Here is an 18,533-nt window from a genome sequence, read left to right on the forward strand (position 1 = left end):
GCAGCGTACCAGGCAGGAACGCTACCTGTGTGACGAGGTTTTGCTGATCATCAGGGCGAGATGGGCACGGGATCGTGCGCGCGACGCCTTTGTGAACGCTGCCGCGGAGGCCGGTTTGATCCACTAGCGCGTGGATCCCGCGACAAGAGGTCTGTCTATATTGCCACCGTCCGGGAACCTGACCGGCTCTCGGCAGTTTGCCACGCTGGTCGGGGCTTGAGGTACACGGTTTGCGGTGACAGGTTGAGGGATAGCTCATCCGTCCACCGAAGCCGCGGGCAGGTCATGTTGCAAGTCTGCGGCCGCATGACATGCCAGCCCGGAGGCCTCATTGGACGCCGCTCTCAGACGACACGCCCGCTCCCTGCAACTCGTTGCAGCGCTCCTGCTCGCCCTCTTCTCTGTCTGGGCGATCAAGGTGGAACTGCCAAGGGTCATTCCGGATCACGGGCTGTGGGATTTCGGCGCCTTCGTCGCGTCCGGCCGGGCCGCTGCATCCGGGCTCGACCCCTACGGTATCTACCCGCCGCTCACGCCGCATGTGGTCTTCCCGGGATTTGAATCGTGGAACCCCAATCTCAACCCGCCCATCTCAGCGCTGCTGTTCCAGGCTTTCGATGCGGCCGATCCGGCGGTCTCATTCCGCATCTGGCGGTGGATCTCGATCGGCTGCTACGCCGCCGCCGTTCTGCTTCTGCTTCACCGTTATGCACGCGGGCTGCAGGCGGTGCTGCTGGGGATCTGGGCGGCTGGTCTCGCCGGTTTCTGGGATACGCTCTATCTCGGCCAGATCTACACGCCTCTGGTGCTCTTCGCGGTCATCGCCTGGCTGCAGCTTGAACGGGGCAACGGCGTTCTGGCCGGGATCATGATCGGTCTGCTGGTGTCGATGAAGCCGAATTTCCTGGTCTGGCCGGTCCTGCTGTTTCTCTCGGGTTACCGTCTGCCGAGCCTCGTCACTGTGGCAACCGCTGCCGTCATCGCCTTGATACCGCTTGCCGTCTTCGGTCCGCAGATCTACCTCGACTGGCTGCGGCTGGTCGCCTCCGACGGCGACCGCGCCGTGTTTCTCACCAACGCCTCGTTTTCCGGCCTTGCTGCCCGCGCTGGCCTGCCGGTCCTCGGATCAGTGGCTGGCGGGCTCTTGCTGCTCGGCCTTGCGATCTGGGCATTCCGGCGGCGGCCGACAATCATCGAGGTTGGAAGCTTCGGTCTCCTGGCGGCGCTCCTTGCGTCGCCGCTGGGCTGGATCCAGTACACGCTGTTCCTGCTGCCGATCCTGCTGCATTATCGAAGCCAGCCCTGGGCTTTCGTTGCTGCCCTGCTGCTGACCATACCGGTGCCTTTCGTGCTGTCCCAGTTCGGTGCGTCCACCGTGGCGCAACTGACCACCGGCTCGGTTCACGGATGGGCGTTGGTCCTGATGCTGGTGGGCCTGATTGTCCAGTGCTGGACCGGATTGGGCGAACAGCCTCAAGGTAGCCGTCGGTAGATCCGCCAGTCTGCCGTCTCCGTCTCCAGCCGGTAGTGACTGTCGATGTAGCTGCGGTAGATCTCCCGCATGCCGCCGGTCGTCCACGGCTCTATCGGCACCTTCGGATCGAGGATGAGCTCGACGTCGGCAAAGATGACCGCTGCGTCCGGATGGTGCTCCGGGTTCAGTGTCCGGCCCCAATGGTACCAGGGACTGTCACCGCGTGGGGGGGCAAGGTTCAGGCCCGCCGAAAACGGGTTGACGAAATCCAGCACGGCCACATGACCGACATCCGGTCCGAGTGTCGCGAGCGCTGCCTTCCCTTCGGCAAGCGTCTCATTGTAGCGGCGGAAGTACCCGAACTGCCCCTCGCTCCACATCGGAACCAGCCGGATCGCCGAAAACTGCGGCAGCGGCACGGCGTCGCCTTTCCCGGATGCCGCGAGAAATGCATGCATCGCAAGTGTGGTGGCGTGGCTGGCGGAGGGCGGTAACAGCAGCAGCACCAGCAGCAGAGGCAGGCCCACGCCAACGGGCGCAGCGGTGGCTGTGGCTGAGTGTCGCTGACGCAGCAAAGTCTCGGTGATGACCGCGGCACCGGCTCCGAGCGTCAGGATGCCGACGATTTGGAAATTCTGCTCGATGATTAGCAGGCCTGTCGCCGCGCAGAACCCGGCAAACAACAGGTCGCGGAACCGTCGTGTCGCGATGATGAAGAGGACCGAGAAGAGGCCGAAGACGGCGATGTCGGCGAGGTTCTTCAAGGCGACATTGGCCAGCACCTCGACAGATGGAAGCCCGCCGCTCACCTCACCCGCAAGCCGCAGGTCGGCCAGATGCGAAAGGCTGCCGCGCCAGAAGAACTCGACGCACAGCGCGCAGATGGCGATCGTCGCCAATGCCAGTGCCACCCAGCGTCGCTGATGGTGGTCGGACAGAAGAAAGACCAGGAAAGCTATCTCCACCAGCGCATAGGTGATCTTGGTGTAGAGCATCAGCAGCACCAGGACCGTCGCGCAGGCGGCATCTATCATGTCGTTGCTGCGGGAACGACTGGAGCGGCGCGGCAGATAGAAGACCAGCATCAGCCCGAGTGCGGCCCAGCCCATGCGGTTATAGAACATCGCAAAAGACAGCTCGCCAATCCATTCGCCGGGATTGGCCGGCACCGCCGCAATCAGCAGCAGGAACAGCGCCAGCGGCAGCCCGACGATCCAACCCATCCGGCTGGCAATCACCTCGCCGGCGACGACCGCGAGCAGCAGGACGACAAGCGCCATGCCGACCGGCATCGCCGCTCCCATGCTGCCGGTCAGCCCGTATCCGGCGGCGGGAATGTAGAAGGCGAGAGGACCGAGCGAGGTCAGGAAGTCGACGTTCGGCACCTGACCGGACCAGATGCGGTGCGCACCGTCGAGGAAGATGAAGAGGTCATTGACGTATTTGGTGGTGACGGTTGCACCCGGAAGGGCAAGCAGCGCCGCAAGGCAGAGACCGATGCAGCCGATGACCGCGCGCAGGCCGAACCGCGCACGGCTGCCCGTTACGGTATCTCCATGTCCGGCCGCGCTCACGGCTGGCGGCGTTGATAGACTGTCCACGCGCTGGTTTCCTGCAGCAGTTCGAATCTCTGAAGAATATAGGGGCCATAAAGTTTCCGCAGCGGCGCACCATTGATCCCGCTTTGCGGGATCATGACGATTTCCACGTCGGCGAACAGCGCCTCGGGCGGCAGGTGGCTGGTCTCGCTGACATTGCGTCCCCAGTGCAGCCAGGCGCTATCGCCGGACGGCGGGGCGATGCCGAGGCCAGCCGAGAACGGATTGACGAAATCGAGCGCCAGCACCCGCTCCGGAGCAGCCGGCAGGCGCAACAGCAGATCGCCGCCGCTTTCGATATCGTCGATATAGCGCTGCATGAAATCAGGCTGGCCGCCGTCCGGATCGATGTTTCGCACATCCGCAAAGCGCGGCAGGCCGAGGGGCTTTCCTGAATTGCCGAGAGCATAGGCCGTGTGCAACAGCAGCGCTCCGGCGTGATGGACAATCGGCGGAACGAAGAAGAACGCCAGGATGAGTGGCAGGCCTCTATGAAGGGCAGGTGGCGCGGCTGCGACCGCATCCGATCGGAGCCGGCTAATGCGCTCGACGGCGACCGCCGCTCCCGCGTAGAGCGTGATGATGCCCCAGCCATGGGCGTTCTGGTTGAGGATCATCAGGCCGGCTGCGAGGCAAAAGCCGTAGAACAGCAGATCCGTCAGACTGCGGGTTCTCGCAAGCGCGACACCGGTGATGATCAGAAACACGGTCACGTCGGCCAGGTTGTTGAGAAGGCTGCGAACGAGGCTCGGAAAGTCCTTGCCGCCGCTGACCTTCGCTGCAGCTGCCAAGTCCTGCAGATGCGCCAGCGAGCCATGCCAGACTGCCTCGATCAGCAGACATGCGGCAGCGGTCACGGCAAACGCGATCCACACCCAGCGCGCCTGCCGGCGGTCGAACAGCATGAAGACCAGGAACCCGGCGCCGACCAGACCGTAGGTTACCTTGGTGTAGATCTGGATGAGCAGAAGGAAGCTTGCCGCGAGGCCGTCGACCAGCGGGGAGTGACCGGCACCGTCACGGGTCTTCTCATACGGAGGGAGAACCATCACCAGCAGGAGAGCCAGTGCCGCCCAGCCGATGCGGTTGTAGAACATCGCAAACGACAGAAGGCCGATGGGGCTGCCAAGGTTGATCGGTGCCGCGAGGATGAGGATCAGGAATACCCCAAGCGTCACGGCCAGCAGCGGGTTGAGCCTGGAGGTGAGGATGCGGATCATCGCCGGAGCGAAGGCAAGAACCAGCAGAGCCATGCCGAGCGGCATTGCGGCTCCGAAATTGCCCGTCAGCCAGTAGCCGAGCGCCGGGACGTAGAACACCAGCGGTCCGAGCGCCGTGTGGAAATCGCGGTTCGGCACCTGCCCGAACGAAACCCGATGCGCGCCGTCGAGGAAGATCAGCACGTCGTTGATGAAGGCGGCGGTCACCGTGCGGCCGCTCAGACCCAGCATGGCGGCGCAGACGACGGTCACCAGGAGGATGGCCGCCGTCGGGTTGAGGAGGAGGCGTCTGCTCATCCGGGGGCGAGCCCCGGAGCCGGCGGAGCATCGGCGGACGGTCTGCGTTGGAAGAGAATCCAGTCCTTGGCTTCGCCGACCGCCGAAAAGTTGTCGCGAAGGAAGGACAGTGTCCGCTGCTGCAGGCCTTCGCCGCTCTCGCCCGTTTTGCGCAACAGCACCGTGTCGATGGCGGCGAGGCGTTCGGCGGGTTCCATGGGTGGCTGCTCGCTCATAAGCGTGCTCCAACGCAGGTCTGGCGCACCCTGCGGCGGCGCCAGGTCGAGCGCGGTGGAGGCGATGTTTGCCTCCCCAAGTACGAGATAGCGTCCTAGTGGCTGCTTCGATTGCCGCAGCAGTTCCACCGCCTGCGTCTGAAGGCCAACATACCACGTCTGCCCGCGGAAGCTGTCGGTCGTCCAGAGATCTGCCAGACGAACGCGATCAATGCGCGGCAGCGAGACGGCTTCGCCCGCCCGGGTCGTGGCCACCGCTGCATGCAGCATCAGGGCCATTGCGCAGTGCAAGCTCGTCGGCAGCACGAACGCCATGAAGAACAGTTTCACGCCGCTGGCATTGACCATCTGCCCCTGGTTGATCGCCGGCTGCTCGTCCATCCGCCGCAGCAGAAGTTCGGCCGCCACGACGGCCGCCGCATGCATGCTGATGATGCCCCAGGGCTGATTGCTGTTGTGGCTGAGGATGATCAGGCCGCCAATGGCGCACAGCAGGAAGAACGACAGGTCGCGCGGGCTCCGCCGCATCCACAGCGTCAGGCCGGCCAGAATGCCGAGGAGGAGAAAATCGGTAAGATGCGTCATGCCGCGCTGGAAGAAGGACCAGAGGCTCCCGGCGAGCAGGCCGTTCTCCGTCAGCAGACGCCAGCTTTCGCGATGATAGGCGGAGGCGACCCCGGATCCCAAGTGAAGAGCAACGACGACGGCGATGATCACCATCAATGCTGGCGCGGCCACTCGCCACTGGCGCCGATCCGTCAGCAGCAGCACCAGAAGAGCCACGGCAACGATGCCATAGGGCACACGCGTATAGAGGAGTGCAAGGGTGAGCAGGACGGCGGACATCACGTCCAGCGCCTCTGTGCGCGGACGGTCAGCTGTCGGTCGCAAATACAGCACGACCAGCAGCGCCAAGGCCACCCATCCGATGCGGATGTCGAACTTTGCGAAGGAGAGGGCGGTCACGCCGTCGCCGAGGCTCATTGGCGCGGCAAGGATCAGCAGCAGGAAGCCGGCGAAGCTGACCGCCAGGAACGGACGAAGGCGCGTGGCTAGGACGTGTGATGCGATCGCAGCCGTCAGGAGGACGAAGCCGGCCATCGACAGCGGCATGGCGAGGCCGAAGCTTCCGGTCCACCGGTAAACGAGCGCGGGCACGAAGGCAGTCAGCGGCCCGAGCATTGCGGGAAAATCGACGCCCGGTTGCTGGCCGGATGCGATGCGGTGGATCTGGTCGAAGATGAGGAACAGTTCGTCGAGGGACTTGGTCGCGACTGTCACGCCTGGCAAGGCGAGGAGCGCGGCACAGAGCCCGCCGAACAGCAGCACCGAAGCGGCAGGCGACAGCGACAGCCTTTTGGTGCGGCCAGAGGTTCCGCTGCCGGCCGTCGTCGATGTCACAGCTTGAGCCTCTTGAAGATCGGTTCGGGGATCGCACGGATGATCATCATCACCGGCCACCAGATGCGCCGCACATAGATCACGTCCCGACCCTTCCTGTCTTCGGCGGCGGCAAGAATGGCATTTCCGACTTCCGCCGGCTCGGCGGTCAGCAGCGGCGGCAGCTTCATGCCCGCCGTCATCCGGGTTCGCACAAAGCCCGGCTTTACCGTGACAACCCGCACGCCGGTGGGCGCAAGACGGTTGCGCAGGCCGGACAGGAAGGCGGAAAAGCCGGCCTTCGCCGCGCCATAGATGTAGTTGGACCCGCGTCCCCGGTCACCGGCGACGGAACTGATCCCGACGATCGTGCCCGTCCCGCGGGCGGCGAAGCGTTCCGCCAGCACACCGAGCAGCAGAGCCGGCCCCTCGAAATTGGTCCGCATGACGATCGTCGCGTGGTCGAGTTCGCGTTCCGCCCGCGTCTGGTCGCCGAGCTCGCCCACGACGCAGACGACCGTATCCGGCAGAGACGGAAGTCCGTCGACGAAGGTCTCGATGCGGGTGCTGTCGAGAATGTCGAGCTGGTGGACCCTGACCTCGCTGCCGCTGCGCGTGCGGATATCTGCCGCTTCTCTCTCGATGGCGTCAGGCCGGCGCCCGGTCAGTTGTACGTTCCAGCCGGCCATTGCGTAGGCGAGCGCGGTTGCCCGCCCGATATCGGAGGTCGCGCCGATCAGAAGCAGGGTCTTGCCGGTTTTCATCATATGCCAAGCCTTGTGGAGAGCCGCGAATTGAAACGTATGTCAGCCCCGATCGATTGCCGCAGTTCCCGGAATGCCGCGAGATGCGGATAGCCGGCCTCGAACGTGCGGCGCGATTGTCGCGCGTCCTTCGCGAGATAGAGCCGTCCCCCGGCTTCGACAACCATCTTGTCGATCTCGCCGAGCAAAGGGAAGACGTCGGGCGTGGCCGGAAGATCGAGGGCGAGCGTGTAGCCGGGGAAGGGGAAGGACATCAGGCCGGAGCCGGAGCCGAGCTTCTTCAGGACCGCAAGGAAAGAGCCGCGGCCGGAGCTGGCGAAACGCTCGATGATCTCGCCGAGCACCGCGAGCGCATTGTCATCCGGTACGACACACTGGTGCTGCAGGAAGCCGCGGCTTCCGTACAGGCGGTTCCAGTCGCCGATGCCATCGAGCGGGAAGAAGTACGGGTTCCAGTGAACGAGCGCAGGCTTGCCGGCCTTGCGGGCGCCCGCTGTAAAATAGGCCTGATTGAACGCCGAGACGCTCATCCGGTTGAGCGCGAAGGCGGGGAAATCGATCGGCAGCGCGAGTTTCGCCGGCTTGAGGGACGGGTAGAGTGTATCGGCTGCCTTCTCGGCCTCCACCTCCTGCCGCGTCGCGTGCTCGCCGGTGAAAATCAGCGAGCGGCCGAGCGTTGCGCCGCGTGCCAGGCAGTCGATCCAGGCGACCGAATAGGTCATCGCGTCACTGGCGGTCAAGGCTGTCAGCGCCTCGGCGAGCGTGTTGGCGACGATGGTGTTCTGCCGGATCCAGCCGCTCTCGATGGGCTTCAGGGCGAAGGTTGCCTCGACGATGACACCCGTCAGTCCCATGCCGCCGATGGTCGCCTCGAACAGCGCGGCGTTTTCGCTCCGGCTGCAGGTCAGGGTCTCGCCGCGCGCCGTCACCAGCTTCAGTTCGGTGACGCAGGCGCCGAAGCCGCCATCCCGATGGTGGTTCTTGCCGTGCACGTCCGACGCGATCATTCCGCCGACGGTGACGAATTTGGTGCCCGGAACGACCGGCGGAAAATAGCCTCGCGGAATGAAGGCGTGCAGGATATCTGCAAGCAGGGCTCCGCCTTCCACCGTCAGAAGACCGGTTGAAACGTCGAAAGCCTTCATCCGGCTGAGGCCCCGGCACATCAGCGTCGCCTGTTCACCAAGCGAGGCGTCGCCATAGGATCGGCCGTTGCCGCGCGCGATCAGCCCCTCCGCCGAGGTCACCATCTGCGGTAAGGTTTCCGGCCCGCCGCCCTCCAGCACCTCGCTGTAGTAGCGCGGATAACGTCCCCAGCCTTCCAGCATCATCTCACGCTCCTTCGGAGCGGAAGACGAAGCGGCGGTCGAGCGTATATTTCGACACGTAGCCAATCGCCAGGCCAAGCGCACCGCCGGCATATTTGGCGAAGTCGGTTTCCCAGATCGTCCAGAAGGCGATCTCGAAACTCCAGAAGATGATCGTCGTCAGGACGCTGAACATGCCGTAGAGCGCCACCTTGCGAGCCTCGCCAGCATGCGAGGTATAGCCGTCATAGAAGATCCACTTCTTGTCCAGCACATACTTTACCGCAAATCCGGCGATCGTCCCGCCAAGGATCGACAGGATCAGCGGTGCGATCGGCGCCGTCCTGACGACGGCCTCCTGCACCGCGAAGTTCACCAGCGTGGAGAACACGGCAAAGATAACGTAGCGAAAAAACAGGCTCATCCGGTCGTCGGGCCCTTTGCAAAGGAATGCAGACAGAGGTGCATGCGGACGCAGTCTACATCGCGCCGATGACGAATGCACCGACCACGCCAAGCGTTGCAAGGCTCGTCCTGTCTTTCAATGCAAAGACGACCGGGTCGTCATGCATCTGGCCGCGGTGGGCCAGCATCAGCACCCGCGCGATCCAGTAGGCGAGGATCGGCCCGATCAGCCACAGGATGCCGGGACGGCTGTAGAGTTCCTGGACGCTTTCGCTCGCTACATAGAGGCCGAACAGGGTCAGCGCGTTGAGACCCGCTGCAGCGGCGAGTGCGCCGACCATGGCGAAATCGGCATTGCGATAGTCGCGGCTCTTGGAATCCGGCAGGTTGGCATCGCGGCGCCCCTTCAGCTCGACGTAGCGCTTGACCAGCGCCAGCGACAGGAACCAGCTCATCATGAAGGCAAGCAGCCATGGCGACACCCAGACCGACAGCGCCACCGCACCGCCAACGACGCGCATGGTATAGAGACCGGCGAGCGCCACCACGTCGAGGATCATCATCCGCTTCAGGTAGAACGAGTAGGCCGTGGTCAGTGCAAAGTAACCGGCAAGCGCTGCCAGGAAGCCGAGCGAGATCGATGCGGCAAGCGCCAGTGACAGCAGGAACAGCACAGGCATCGCCATCAGCGCCCAGGACAGCGGAATATCGCCCCGCGCCAGCGGGCGCCGGCACTTGGTACGGTGGGCGCGATCGTCCTGCAGATCGACCAGGTCGTTCAGAAGATAGACGCTGGAGGCGCACAGTGAAAAGGCAATCGCTGCGAGCAGCGTTTGGATCACGCTTGGCCAGTCGAAGAGATGGCCGGTCAGCAACGGAACGAAAACCAAGCCATTCTTGGCGTACTGGTGAACGCGCAGCATCCGAGCCCACGTCCCCCAGGTCGGCTTCTCGTGCGACAGATACTCGACGTCCTGGCACTGCTGGTTCAACTGTCGAGCGACGCCAGACGGTGTGCGGATCGCATAGGCCTTGGCAGCCCGCTTCCAGACGGGAAGGTCGGCGGCATCGTTGCCGATATAGTCGAAGCCTCGCTCGCCGAACGCGTCGACGAGCCTGCCGGCCTTGATCTCGCCGGCGCAATTGGTCATCTCATCGGTGGCGAACCAGCCGTCGAACAGCCCGAGATGATCGGCCACAGCCGAGACCAGCCGCTCATGGCTTGCCGACGCCAGATAGACAGGCCGGCCCTCCGCGACCGCGCCCCGGATCACGCTCAGAACCTCGGGATCGTACGGAAGGATCGACGGATCGAAATCTGCCGGCTCCGAAAGGCGGTGCTTGAGGCTTGCCTTGCTTTTGGACAAGGCACGGAACATGTCGAACAGGGACTGCGGGCGCCGGCTGAGCTCGGAAAAAGCGGTCTCGATCAGAAGGTCGGAGCGGACAAGCGTCCCGTCGAGATCGACGACCAAAGGCCGCTCGCCCGGGTTTGCAGAGACAGCTTGAACCCGACCGTTGGCGGCTTCGTCGTCGCGTACATGCACGCGCCGCGCTTCAATGCGCGGATGGCGGCGCAGCGGCGCTCGTGCTCGGATGACTTCCTGCTGTATTTCGCTCACTCTGCACCCTTCGATCCCCAATCGGGACACCCTTTGCGGCAAGCCAAACTGTACGCCTTCCGTTAAGTTCCAAGATTTTGGAACGCTTTTTTGCAGTTGCTCAGTAAGCGGCCAGCGCTCTGCCGCTGCCAGATCGCCATGAGGGCGCGGCATCGGTCAAATCCATGGTGGAGGTTCTGCCAGCCAACCGACCGGCAAAACCCTCCTGTGTTCTATCGGCTCAGGGTGCCGTTCCGCCAGCCGGCGGCGCCGCAGGCGTGGTGCCTTGCGTCGGAGCGGCAGTGCCAGGTGCGTTGGCATCGGTTCCAGGGTTGCTGCCGGGCATCAGGAACATCACCGCGAGGATGATCACGATGACAGCGATGACGGCGTACAGAATATTGCGATTCACTTGGGGTCCTCCTGCTGCCTCGTCGATGAGGCCGTGCGCCTAACTCCAGTCGGGCGAAAAAGTTCGAATGAATAATACGGTGGTTGGGATTTTTTCGAGTTGCGCCTCGCAGTAAGTCATCGCTAACATATGCATTCGCCTGTGGCTGCGGGAGGTGCTGTCGGGGGTGGAACTAGTCGGCGCGAACAGCGTTTGATGCCGCGCAAGGGGAGTAACTTCATGACATTGATGCGGTACCTGGCTGGCGCAGTCGGCATTCTGGCGATCGTCTTCCTCTGTTGTCTCGCCTATGCGTGGCGCAGCGAGATCGCTCCGATCGAGCCGCCGGCTGTGGCATCGTTCGATGCGACGCTTGTCCAGAAGGGCGCAGCGCTCGCAGCCGTCGGCAACTGCAACGTCTGTCATACGAAGCAGGGCGGGGAAGTCTTTGCGGGCGGCCTGGAGCTGCCGACGCCGTTTGGCACCATCTACTCGACCAACATCACACCTGATCCAGACACTGGCATTGGCCGTTGGTCCGAAGAAGCCTTCGCGCGTTCGATGCGCGAGGGCGTGGACCGGGAAGGTCGCCACCTCTACCCGGCGTTTCCCTATGATCATTTCACCAAGGTGACGGACGACGACAACCGCGCCCTCTACGCCTATCTGATGACCCGCAAGCCGGTAAAAGCGGAGGCACCAGCCAACGAGTTGCCGTTCCCGCTCAATGTCCGCATGGTGCTGGCGGGCTGGAAACTGCTGTTCTTCAAGCCCGGCGCCTACCAAACCGACGAGACGCAGACCGCCGAATGGAACCGCGGTGCTTACCTTGCCGAGGGCCTCGGTCACTGTGGCGCCTGCCACACGCCGCGCAATCTGCTCGGAGCAGAGAAGCGGGACGAGCCTTATGCCGGCGGCGAGGCGGAAGGCTGGGTCGCCTATGCGCTGAATGCTGCCTCTCCGGCACCTGTTCCATGGACTGTCGAGACGCTGACGGCATACCTGACCACCGGCTATGAAGAGCATCACGGCGTGGCGCGTGGGCCCATGGCGCCCGTCACCGCCAACATGAAGTCTGCGGCGGAGGGCGACGCCAGGGCTATCGCCACCTATATCGCATCGGTGATGGGCGAGCCGAGCCCCGAGCGAACGAGCCGTGGCGAACGCGCCATGCAGCAGCCGACCCAGCATCCGCCTGGCGTCGAGGTTCAGGCTGCCGGTGGGCAGACGCTGCCCGGCCAATTCGATGCGAATGATCCGGGCGCCGCCATCTACGCGACCGCCTGTGCCAGCTGCCACGACGCAGGGCGCCCGGTGCCTTATGGCGGCCTGCCGCTCCGGCTTAGCTCGGCGACCTACGAGCCGACCCCGATGAACCCGATCAACGTGATCCTCTACGGTCTGCCGGCACCGGAAGGCGAACGCGGGCCGATCATGCCCGGCTTTGCCGGGACGCTCACGGATACCCAAGTGGCGCAACTGCTCGGCTATATCCGCAAGACCTTCAGCGACCAGCCGGAGTGGAAGGATACCGAGGCTCTGGTTGCCAAGATTCGTGCCGGCGAGCACGATACGCAGCTTGGATCGCTCGGCAGCGGATCCAGCGCGCCAGCCAATCCAACCAAGCGAGAAACGTCATGGTAGCCCTCACCGTCAACGGACAATCTCACCAGGTCGACGTCGAGCCGGACACCCCGCTGCTTTACGTGCTGCGCGACGAGTTGAAGCTGAATGCGGCGAAGTATGGCTGCGGCCTGGGGCAGTGCGGTGCCTGCACGGTGCTCGTCGACGGCGAGCCGGTATTCTCCTGCGTCACGCCCATCTTGCTGATGGAAGGCCGCACGGTGACGACGGTCGAGGGGCTGGGAACCATCGAGGCGCCGGGACCGATGCAGCAGGCGTTCATCGAAGAACAGGCGGCGCAGTGTGGCTACTGCATCCCGGGCATGATGATGCGGGCGCAGGCGCTGCTGCAGCACAATCCGGCGGCAACGGATGAAGATATTCGTGCCCACATGGAGCCCAATCTCTGTCGGTGCGGCACGCATATCCGGATCATGGCCGCCATCAAGCGGGCAGGAAAACTCATGCAGACGGCATCCGCCGGCTCAGCGACGAGGACAGGCTGATGGAACGCGTGCCGAGCTTGAATCTTACCCGACGGTCGGTTCTCACCGGCACCGGCGCTCTCGTCATGGCGTTCACGCTGCGCCCGGCTCAGGCCCAGACGATTATGGCGCCGGGCGACGAGACACAGAATTTCCAGGCGCAGCCCCAGCCGGCCCCGGATCTGCCTGGCAGCCTGAAGACCAATCCAAACCTGGAATCCTGGCTGCGGATCGAGCCGACCGGGCGCGCGACCATCTTCACCGGCAAGGCCGAGCTGGGGCAGGGCATCAAGACGGCCTTGCTGCAGATCGCCGCTGAGGAGCTGAAGATCCCGTTCGAGAGCCTGTCGCTGATCGGGCCGGACACCAGCCTGTCTCCGAACGAGGGCTACACCGCCGGCAGCCATTCCGTTCAGGATAGCGGCACGGCCATTCGCCATGCGGCGGCCCAGGCGCGTGAGATCCTGCTTGGCGAGGCGGCAAGACGGCTGTCGCTGCCGGTCGAGCAGTTGCGCGCCGGCGATGGCGCGATCACCGGCCCCGGCGGACAAAGACTAAGCTATGGCGAACTTGTTTCGGAGCATCTGATCGAGGGTCGCGCGCAGCCGAACTCGAAGCTGACGGCCCCGGCCGACTTCATCGAGATGGGCAAGCCGCGGCACCGGATCGACATCCCTGCCAAGGTGACGGGCGGCGAGGCCTACATCCAGGACATGCGTCCGGACGGCATGCTTCACGGCCGGATCGTCCGCCCGCCGAGCCCGGGTGCCCGCCTGCAGTCGGTGGATATGCGCGTTGCTGAAGCGATGCCCGGCGTCGTCAAGGTGACGCGCGACGGTAACTTCCTCGGCGTGATCGCCGAGAAGGAATGGCAGGCGATAAAGGCAATGCGGGCGCTTTCCGCCACGGCTCGCTGGCAGGAGCAGGCATCGCTTCCGGACGTCGCGAAGCTGCCGGAGGTGCTGATGGCGATGCCGGCGGAAGACGGCGTCGTTGTCGATCAACGCGTCCCGGTATCGGTTGCCGAGACCGTCGAGGCGACGTTCACGCGTCCCTACCAGATCCACGGCTCTATCGGCCCGTCCTGCGGCCTTGCCAAGCTGGAAGGCGGGGTGACGACAGTCTGGACACACACGCAGGGTGTCTACCCGGATCAGAAGGCGATCGCGGAGATGCTCGCCGTGCCCACCGAACAGGTTCGTTGCATCCACGTCGAAGGATCCGGATGCTACGGGCATAATGCCGCCGACGACGCAGCCGCGGATGCTGCATTGCTGGCGCAGGCGGTGCCCGGCCGTCCGGTGAAGGTCCAGTGGATGCGCGAGCAGGAACACGCCTGGGAGCCCTTCTCGCCCGGCATGGTGACGAAGGTGCGCGCTGGTGTAGACGCGGGCGGTAACATCGTCGACTGGAACTACGAGCTTTGGAGCAACAGCCATAACTCGCGGCCCGGGTCTGCCGGCGCGCTTCTTCCTGCACAGCATATGGGCAAGGCATTTCCCGCCGACGTCGCAAAGCTGCAGATTACCCCGGAAGGCAATGGCGACCGCAATTCCAACCCGCTCTATGCCTTCCCCAGCCGCCATGTGATCTGGCATTTCCTGGCGCAGGCACCGATCCGGGTGTCGGCACTGCGTGGTCTCGGCGCCTACTTCAACGTCTTCTCGATCGAGAACTTCATGGACGATCTGGCGGCAAAGGCCGGCGCGGACCCTGTGGAATACAGACTGCGCCATCTCCAGGATCCTCGCGCCAGAGACGTGGTGACGCGTGCCGCCGAAAGCTTTGGCTGGAAGGCCGGCCAGAAGGCCGAGCAGAACCACGGTTTCGGCTTCGCCTTCGCGCGCTACAAGAACCTTGCCGCCTATTGTGCCGTGGCCATGGAGGTGAAGGTCGAGCCGGAGACCGGACGCGTGCGTCTGATCCGTGCATCCTCCGCCGTCGACGCCGGCGAGGTGGTCAATCCGGATGGCGTCATCAACCAGGTCCAGGGTGGTATCATCCAGGCGGCCAGCTGGACGCTCTACGAAGCCGTGACCTTCGATCAGACGCGCATCACCAGCGTTGACTGGTCGACCTACCCGATCCTGCGCTTCGATGCGCTTCCGCAATCCGTCGATGTCGACATCATCCCGCGTCCGGGGACGCCGTTCCTCGGCGCCGGCGAATGCGGCCAGGGCCCCGGCGGTGCCGCGGTTGCCAACGCGATCACCAACGCTGTCGGCCGGCGCATCTACGATCTGCCGCTGACGCGTGAGCGAGTCCGGGCTGCTGCCAATTCTTTCGGTTGAACAGATGAGGAGCTGATGGCGAGCCCGGCGCTTGCCATCAGCGGATGGAAAGCGCCGTCGCTCCACCCGCCGTCTGAACTGCGAGGCCGCCGGCGCGAATGCCGGAGGCGAGACATGTCTGCATGTCCCGCTGATCCAGCCAGGCGTCGAGGAACCCGGCGTTGAACGCGTCCCCCGCGCCCGTAGTATCAACGACAGTGACATCTTGCGCAGGCGCGTGAAGGACATCCCCGCCCGCCGCCGCCCACGCACCGGTTCCGCCGCCCTTCAGTGCGACGTGCGGGAAACTCGCCTGCAGCATGCTGAGAGCCGCCTGCGGATTGGGTAGCCCGGTGATTGCCTCGGCTTCCTCCAGGTTCGGCAGGAACAGGTCAACGCCGGCGCAGGCTTCAAGGAAACCCGGTCCGTAGATCAGCGCCGCATCCCAGCTCGGATCCAGCGAGACGGTCAGGCCATTCGCCTTGGCGCGCGTGACGAGGTCTGGCATTTCGTGCAGTGTGGCGTATTCGGCGATGTGGAGGTGCAGCGCTTCATCCCAGCCGAGAGCCGCGTCGAGCGTCGCGGGCTTGGCAGGACCGGCCCGACGGGTGAGAAATGCTCGATCCTGGCCAACGACGGTCGCAACCGTTACCTGCGGCCCGGCGTCGGCGGCATGCTCGAGGAACTGCAGGTCGACACCGCTAGCATGCATCTGGTCCCCGATGCCCCGCGACAGCGGATCCGTTCCCAGCCGCGCCACGAGTGCCGCCTTGCGCCCGACATGTGTAACATGCGCGGCGGCAATGTAGGCGCCACCCCCGGCGGCAATCTCCATCCCCTCGGCAAACAGCTCGCGCCCCAGCACCGGCATCTCGTCGACACCGGTGAAGATGAGGTCGCAATAGATCCGCCCGATGCAAAGCACCGCGGACCGCTTGGCATGGCTTGAACTCATGATCGGCCCAGGAAGGTCTCTTTGTGGGCGTCGAAGAGATACAGGCTGCCGGAGGACGCGCCGCAGGTCAGCTGGCTTCCGACTTCCGGCATGAACTTGTCGCGCGCCGTCGCAATCACCGGGGTACCGTCGACATCCAGATGAACAAGCGTCTCCGGGCCGAGAGGCTCCACCGCCGTGACCGTCCCGGTGAGCTGGATCCCGTCGGAGGGCGCCTGCGGGTTGGCGACCAGATCATGCGGCCGGATGCCGATCAGGATCTCGCCGCCGCTTGCAGCTTCGACGCCGGTTCCGGTACGCTTCCCGCCGATCAGGTTCATCGACGGGCTGCCGATGAACCGGGCGGTGAACACGTCGATCGGGCTTTCGTAGAGTTCGGACGGCGTGCCGACCTGCAGGATGTGCCCGTCCTTCATCACGACGATCCGGTCTGCCATGGTCATGGCCTCCACCTGGTCGTGCGTGACGTAGACGGTCGTCGTCTTCAGGCGCTGGTGCAGGCGCTTGATCTCGATGCGCATCTGCGCGCGCAGCTGGGCGTCGAGGTTCGACAGCGGCTCATCGAACAGGAAGGCGGATGGATCGCGCACCATCGCGCGGCCTATGGCGACGCGCTGGCGCTGGCCGCCCGAAAGCGCTGCCGGCCGGCGGTCGAGGAAGGCTTCGAGCCCGAGGATCTTGCCGGCCTCCTCGATCCGCTTGTCCTTCTCCTGCTTGCTGAGCTTGGAGGTGTAGAGGCCAAAGCCGATGTTCTGCCGCACAGTCATGTGCGGGTAGATCGCATAGTTCTGGAACACCATGGCGATGTTGCGCTGCTTCGGGTCGCGCTCGTTGACGACATCAGGGCCGATCTTGAGGGTCCCGGCGGAAATCTCTTCCAGTCCCGCAATCATGCGCAGCGTTGTCGACTTGCCGCAGCCGGACGGTCCGACGAAGACAACGAATTCGCCGTCGGCGATCGACAGGTCGATGCCCTTGACCGCCTCGACCTTGCCGTAGCGCTTGACCAGTTTTTCAAGTTCTATCGTCGCCATCAAGCGGCTCCCGTCAGCGCGTTGAATTTCTGCTGGAGTTCTGCGTCCGCTGCCGCCTGTTTCGCTGCGGCCTCAGCCGCATCGACTTCGAAGGCCGAAAGCTTTTCTCGATAGGCCGCAAGCGCCTCTTGCATCGGCTCGCTCGCCGGCCCGCCGAAGCGACCGCGAACCGCAACGAAGTGCTCCGGCGAGACGATCTCCCTGAACTTCTCGAGATCGACGGAAGGCCTGCGGCCTGTCGAATGCTGGAAGGCATCGAGAAATGGCTGATATCCATCGTTCGGCAGGTCGCCCTTCGCCGCGACGACGCTCTTTGCCGTTGCGGCGGCAATTTCATGTGCCTCGCGGAAGGACAGGCCTTCGATGCGCACCAGCGAGTCGGCAAGCTCCGTAATGGTGATGCAGGAGCGTCGGATGTTCTGGTCGACCCGCTCCGGATCGATGCTGATCTGAGAAATCAGCGCCGCCAGCAGATCGAGCACGCGCGAAGCCGAGGCGAAGGCTTCGTAGCCCATGCCTTGCGTCTCGCCTTCGCTGTCGTTCATGTCGGTGAACGGCGTGTTGTGCATGACGTCGATTACGGTGCGGGCGCGTCCGAATGTCTGGCTGGCCAGATGCCGCAGGTGCTCGATCGGCACGGGATTGCGCTTCTGCGGCATGATCGAGGAGATCTGCACCAGTGCGTTCGGCACGTAGATCTGGCCGACCTCAAAGCTCGTCCAGAACTGGAAATCCTGGATGAGGCGCCCGAGATGCAGGAACATCAGCTCGATGGCCGAATAGGTCGAGGTCGTGTAGTCGACGGCCGCGATGCAGGAATAGGAGTTGCGCTGGGCGGCTGAGAAGCCGAGCAGGTGCGCCACCCGGGCACGGTCGATCGGAAAGCCGGAGGTGGTGATCGCGGCCGCACCCATGGACGAGAGATCGACGATTCTGCGAGCTTCGGCAAACCGTTCGATGTCGCGGATCAGCACTTCGATCGCGGCCGACAGATAGTGGCCAAAGGTGCTCGGCTGGGCCGGCTGGCCGTGTGTATAGGCAACGATCAGCGTCGCCCTGTTGCGCTCGGCGGCGTCGATCATGGCGGCGAGAAGCGCCCGCGCCTTGACCATCAGCGCGTCGATACGCTCCTTCAGGCCGAGCTTGAACAGCGTGTGGTCGATATCGTTACGCGAGCGCGCGGTGTGCAGGCGGCCGGCGGTATCGACGCCGATGCGGGCCTTCAGCTCCTTCTCGATCAGAAAGAAGAAATCTTCCACCTCGCCGGTGTAGACCAGCGTCGACGGATCGATCTCGCTGTCGATTGCAACGAGTGCGCCGGCGATCTTGGCCGCCACGTCGCGGTCGAGAATTCCGGTTTCCACCAGCATCACCAGATGCGCGCGGTCGATCCTGCGGAAGGCCTCGACGTGGTGGCCCTTGGCGCCATCGAAGAGCGGCCGCAGAACGGTGTCCTTGTAGACCGGATCCGGGAACCGGCTGGTGTCGGAAAGGCGCGGGTTCATATCCGCCAT

At 64.3% G+C, this 18,533-nt stretch carries 15 protein-coding genes; 4 read left to right on the forward strand and 11 right to left on the reverse strand.

All coding sequences use genetic code 11. The features are described 5' to 3' along the window. Positions 1–331: 331 nt before the first annotated feature. On the forward strand, positions 332–1,492 hold the full coding sequence (locus ACR65N_RS06745) for a glycosyltransferase family 87 protein (protein ID WP_440456314.1): 1,161 nt from the start codon (positions 332–334) through the stop codon (positions 1,490–1,492). Here the strand turns inward: ACR65N_RS06745 and ACR65N_RS06750 are convergent. The 8 genes from ACR65N_RS06750 to ACR65N_RS06785 form a co-directional block, all read right to left on the reverse strand. Next, positions 1,474–3,075, reverse strand: a complete 1,602-nt coding sequence (locus ACR65N_RS06750; protein WP_440456315.1) for a hypothetical protein — start codon at positions 3,073–3,075, stop codon at positions 1,474–1,476. The genes ACR65N_RS06745 and ACR65N_RS06750 overlap by 19 nt on opposite strands. Continuing rightward, entirely contained in the window at positions 3,045–4,589 is a 1,545-nt protein-coding gene (locus ACR65N_RS06755) for a hypothetical protein (RefSeq protein ID WP_440456316.1), read from the reverse strand. Before ACR65N_RS06755 ends, ACR65N_RS06750 begins: the two co-directional genes overlap by 31 nt. Next, positions 4,586–6,205: a hypothetical protein gene (locus ACR65N_RS06760; protein ID WP_440456317.1), complete on the reverse strand. Its 1,620-nt coding sequence runs from the start codon at positions 6,203–6,205 to the stop codon at positions 4,586–4,588. The genes ACR65N_RS06755 and ACR65N_RS06760 overlap by 4 nt, the downstream gene beginning before the upstream one ends. Continuing rightward, positions 6,202–6,951, reverse strand: a complete 750-nt coding sequence (locus ACR65N_RS06765; protein ID WP_440456318.1) for an SDR family oxidoreductase — start codon at positions 6,949–6,951, stop codon at positions 6,202–6,204. The genes ACR65N_RS06760 and ACR65N_RS06765 overlap by 4 nt, the downstream gene beginning before the upstream one ends. Then, on the reverse strand, positions 6,948–8,273 hold the full coding sequence (locus ACR65N_RS06770) for an FAD-binding oxidoreductase (RefSeq protein WP_440456782.1): 1,326 nt from the start codon (positions 8,271–8,273) through the stop codon (positions 6,948–6,950). Before ACR65N_RS06770 ends, ACR65N_RS06765 begins: the two co-directional genes overlap by 4 nt. Positions 8,274–8,280: 7 nt before the next feature. Beyond that, a complete protein-coding gene (locus ACR65N_RS06775; protein ID WP_440456319.1) occupies positions 8,281–8,679 on the reverse strand; it encodes a GtrA family protein in 399 nt (132 codons plus the stop codon). 55 nt (positions 8,680–8,734) lie between these two features. Then, the gene (locus ACR65N_RS06780) at positions 8,735–10,282 is read right to left on the reverse strand and encodes a UbiA family prenyltransferase (RefSeq protein ID WP_440456320.1); all 1,548 of its coding nucleotides are present in this window, start codon (positions 10,280–10,282) and stop codon (positions 8,735–8,737) included. 220 nt (positions 10,283–10,502) lie between these two features. Beyond that, entirely contained in the window at positions 10,503–10,673 is a 171-nt protein-coding gene (locus ACR65N_RS06785; protein WP_430306738.1) for a flagellar basal body-associated FliL family protein, read from the reverse strand. A gap of 219 nt (positions 10,674–10,892) precedes the next feature. Between ACR65N_RS06785 and ACR65N_RS06790 the strand changes: the two genes are divergently transcribed. From ACR65N_RS06790 to ACR65N_RS06800, 3 genes are read left to right on the forward strand one after another with little or no spacing between them, the layout of a single operon-like run. Next, the gene (locus tag ACR65N_RS06790) at positions 10,893–12,296 is read left to right on the forward strand and encodes a c-type cytochrome (RefSeq protein ID WP_440456321.1); all 1,404 of its coding nucleotides are present in this window, start codon (positions 10,893–10,895) and stop codon (positions 12,294–12,296) included. After that, a complete protein-coding gene (locus ACR65N_RS06795) occupies positions 12,290–12,781 on the forward strand; it encodes a (2Fe-2S)-binding protein (protein WP_430306740.1) in 492 nt (163 codons plus the stop codon). The genes ACR65N_RS06790 and ACR65N_RS06795 overlap by 7 nt, the downstream gene beginning before the upstream one ends. Further along, a complete protein-coding gene (locus ACR65N_RS06800) occupies positions 12,781–15,051 on the forward strand; it encodes a xanthine dehydrogenase family protein molybdopterin-binding subunit (RefSeq protein ID WP_440456322.1) in 2,271 nt (756 codons plus the stop codon). Before ACR65N_RS06795 ends, ACR65N_RS06800 begins: the two co-directional genes overlap by 1 nt. Before the next feature lie 37 nt (positions 15,052–15,088). Here the strand turns inward: ACR65N_RS06800 and ACR65N_RS06805 are convergent, their stop codons facing one another. From ACR65N_RS06805 to argH, 3 genes are read right to left on the reverse strand one after another with little or no spacing between them, the layout of a single operon-like run. Then, positions 15,089–15,985 (reverse strand): carbohydrate kinase family protein, encoded by an 897-nt coding sequence (locus ACR65N_RS06805; protein ID WP_440456323.1) that lies wholly within the window; start codon positions 15,983–15,985, stop codon positions 15,089–15,091. After that, complete coding sequence (locus ACR65N_RS06810) at positions 15,982–17,019, reverse strand: ABC transporter ATP-binding protein (RefSeq protein WP_440456324.1); 1,038 nt, start codon at positions 17,017–17,019, stop codon at positions 15,982–15,984. Before ACR65N_RS06810 ends, ACR65N_RS06805 begins: the two co-directional genes overlap by 4 nt. Then, positions 17,019–18,533, reverse strand: a complete 1,515-nt coding sequence (gene argH / locus ACR65N_RS06815) for an argininosuccinate lyase (protein ID WP_440456325.1) — start codon at positions 18,531–18,533, stop codon at positions 17,019–17,021. Before argH ends, ACR65N_RS06810 begins: the two co-directional genes overlap by 1 nt.

The organism is Rhizobium sp. SAFR-030, from assembly GCF_059415005.1.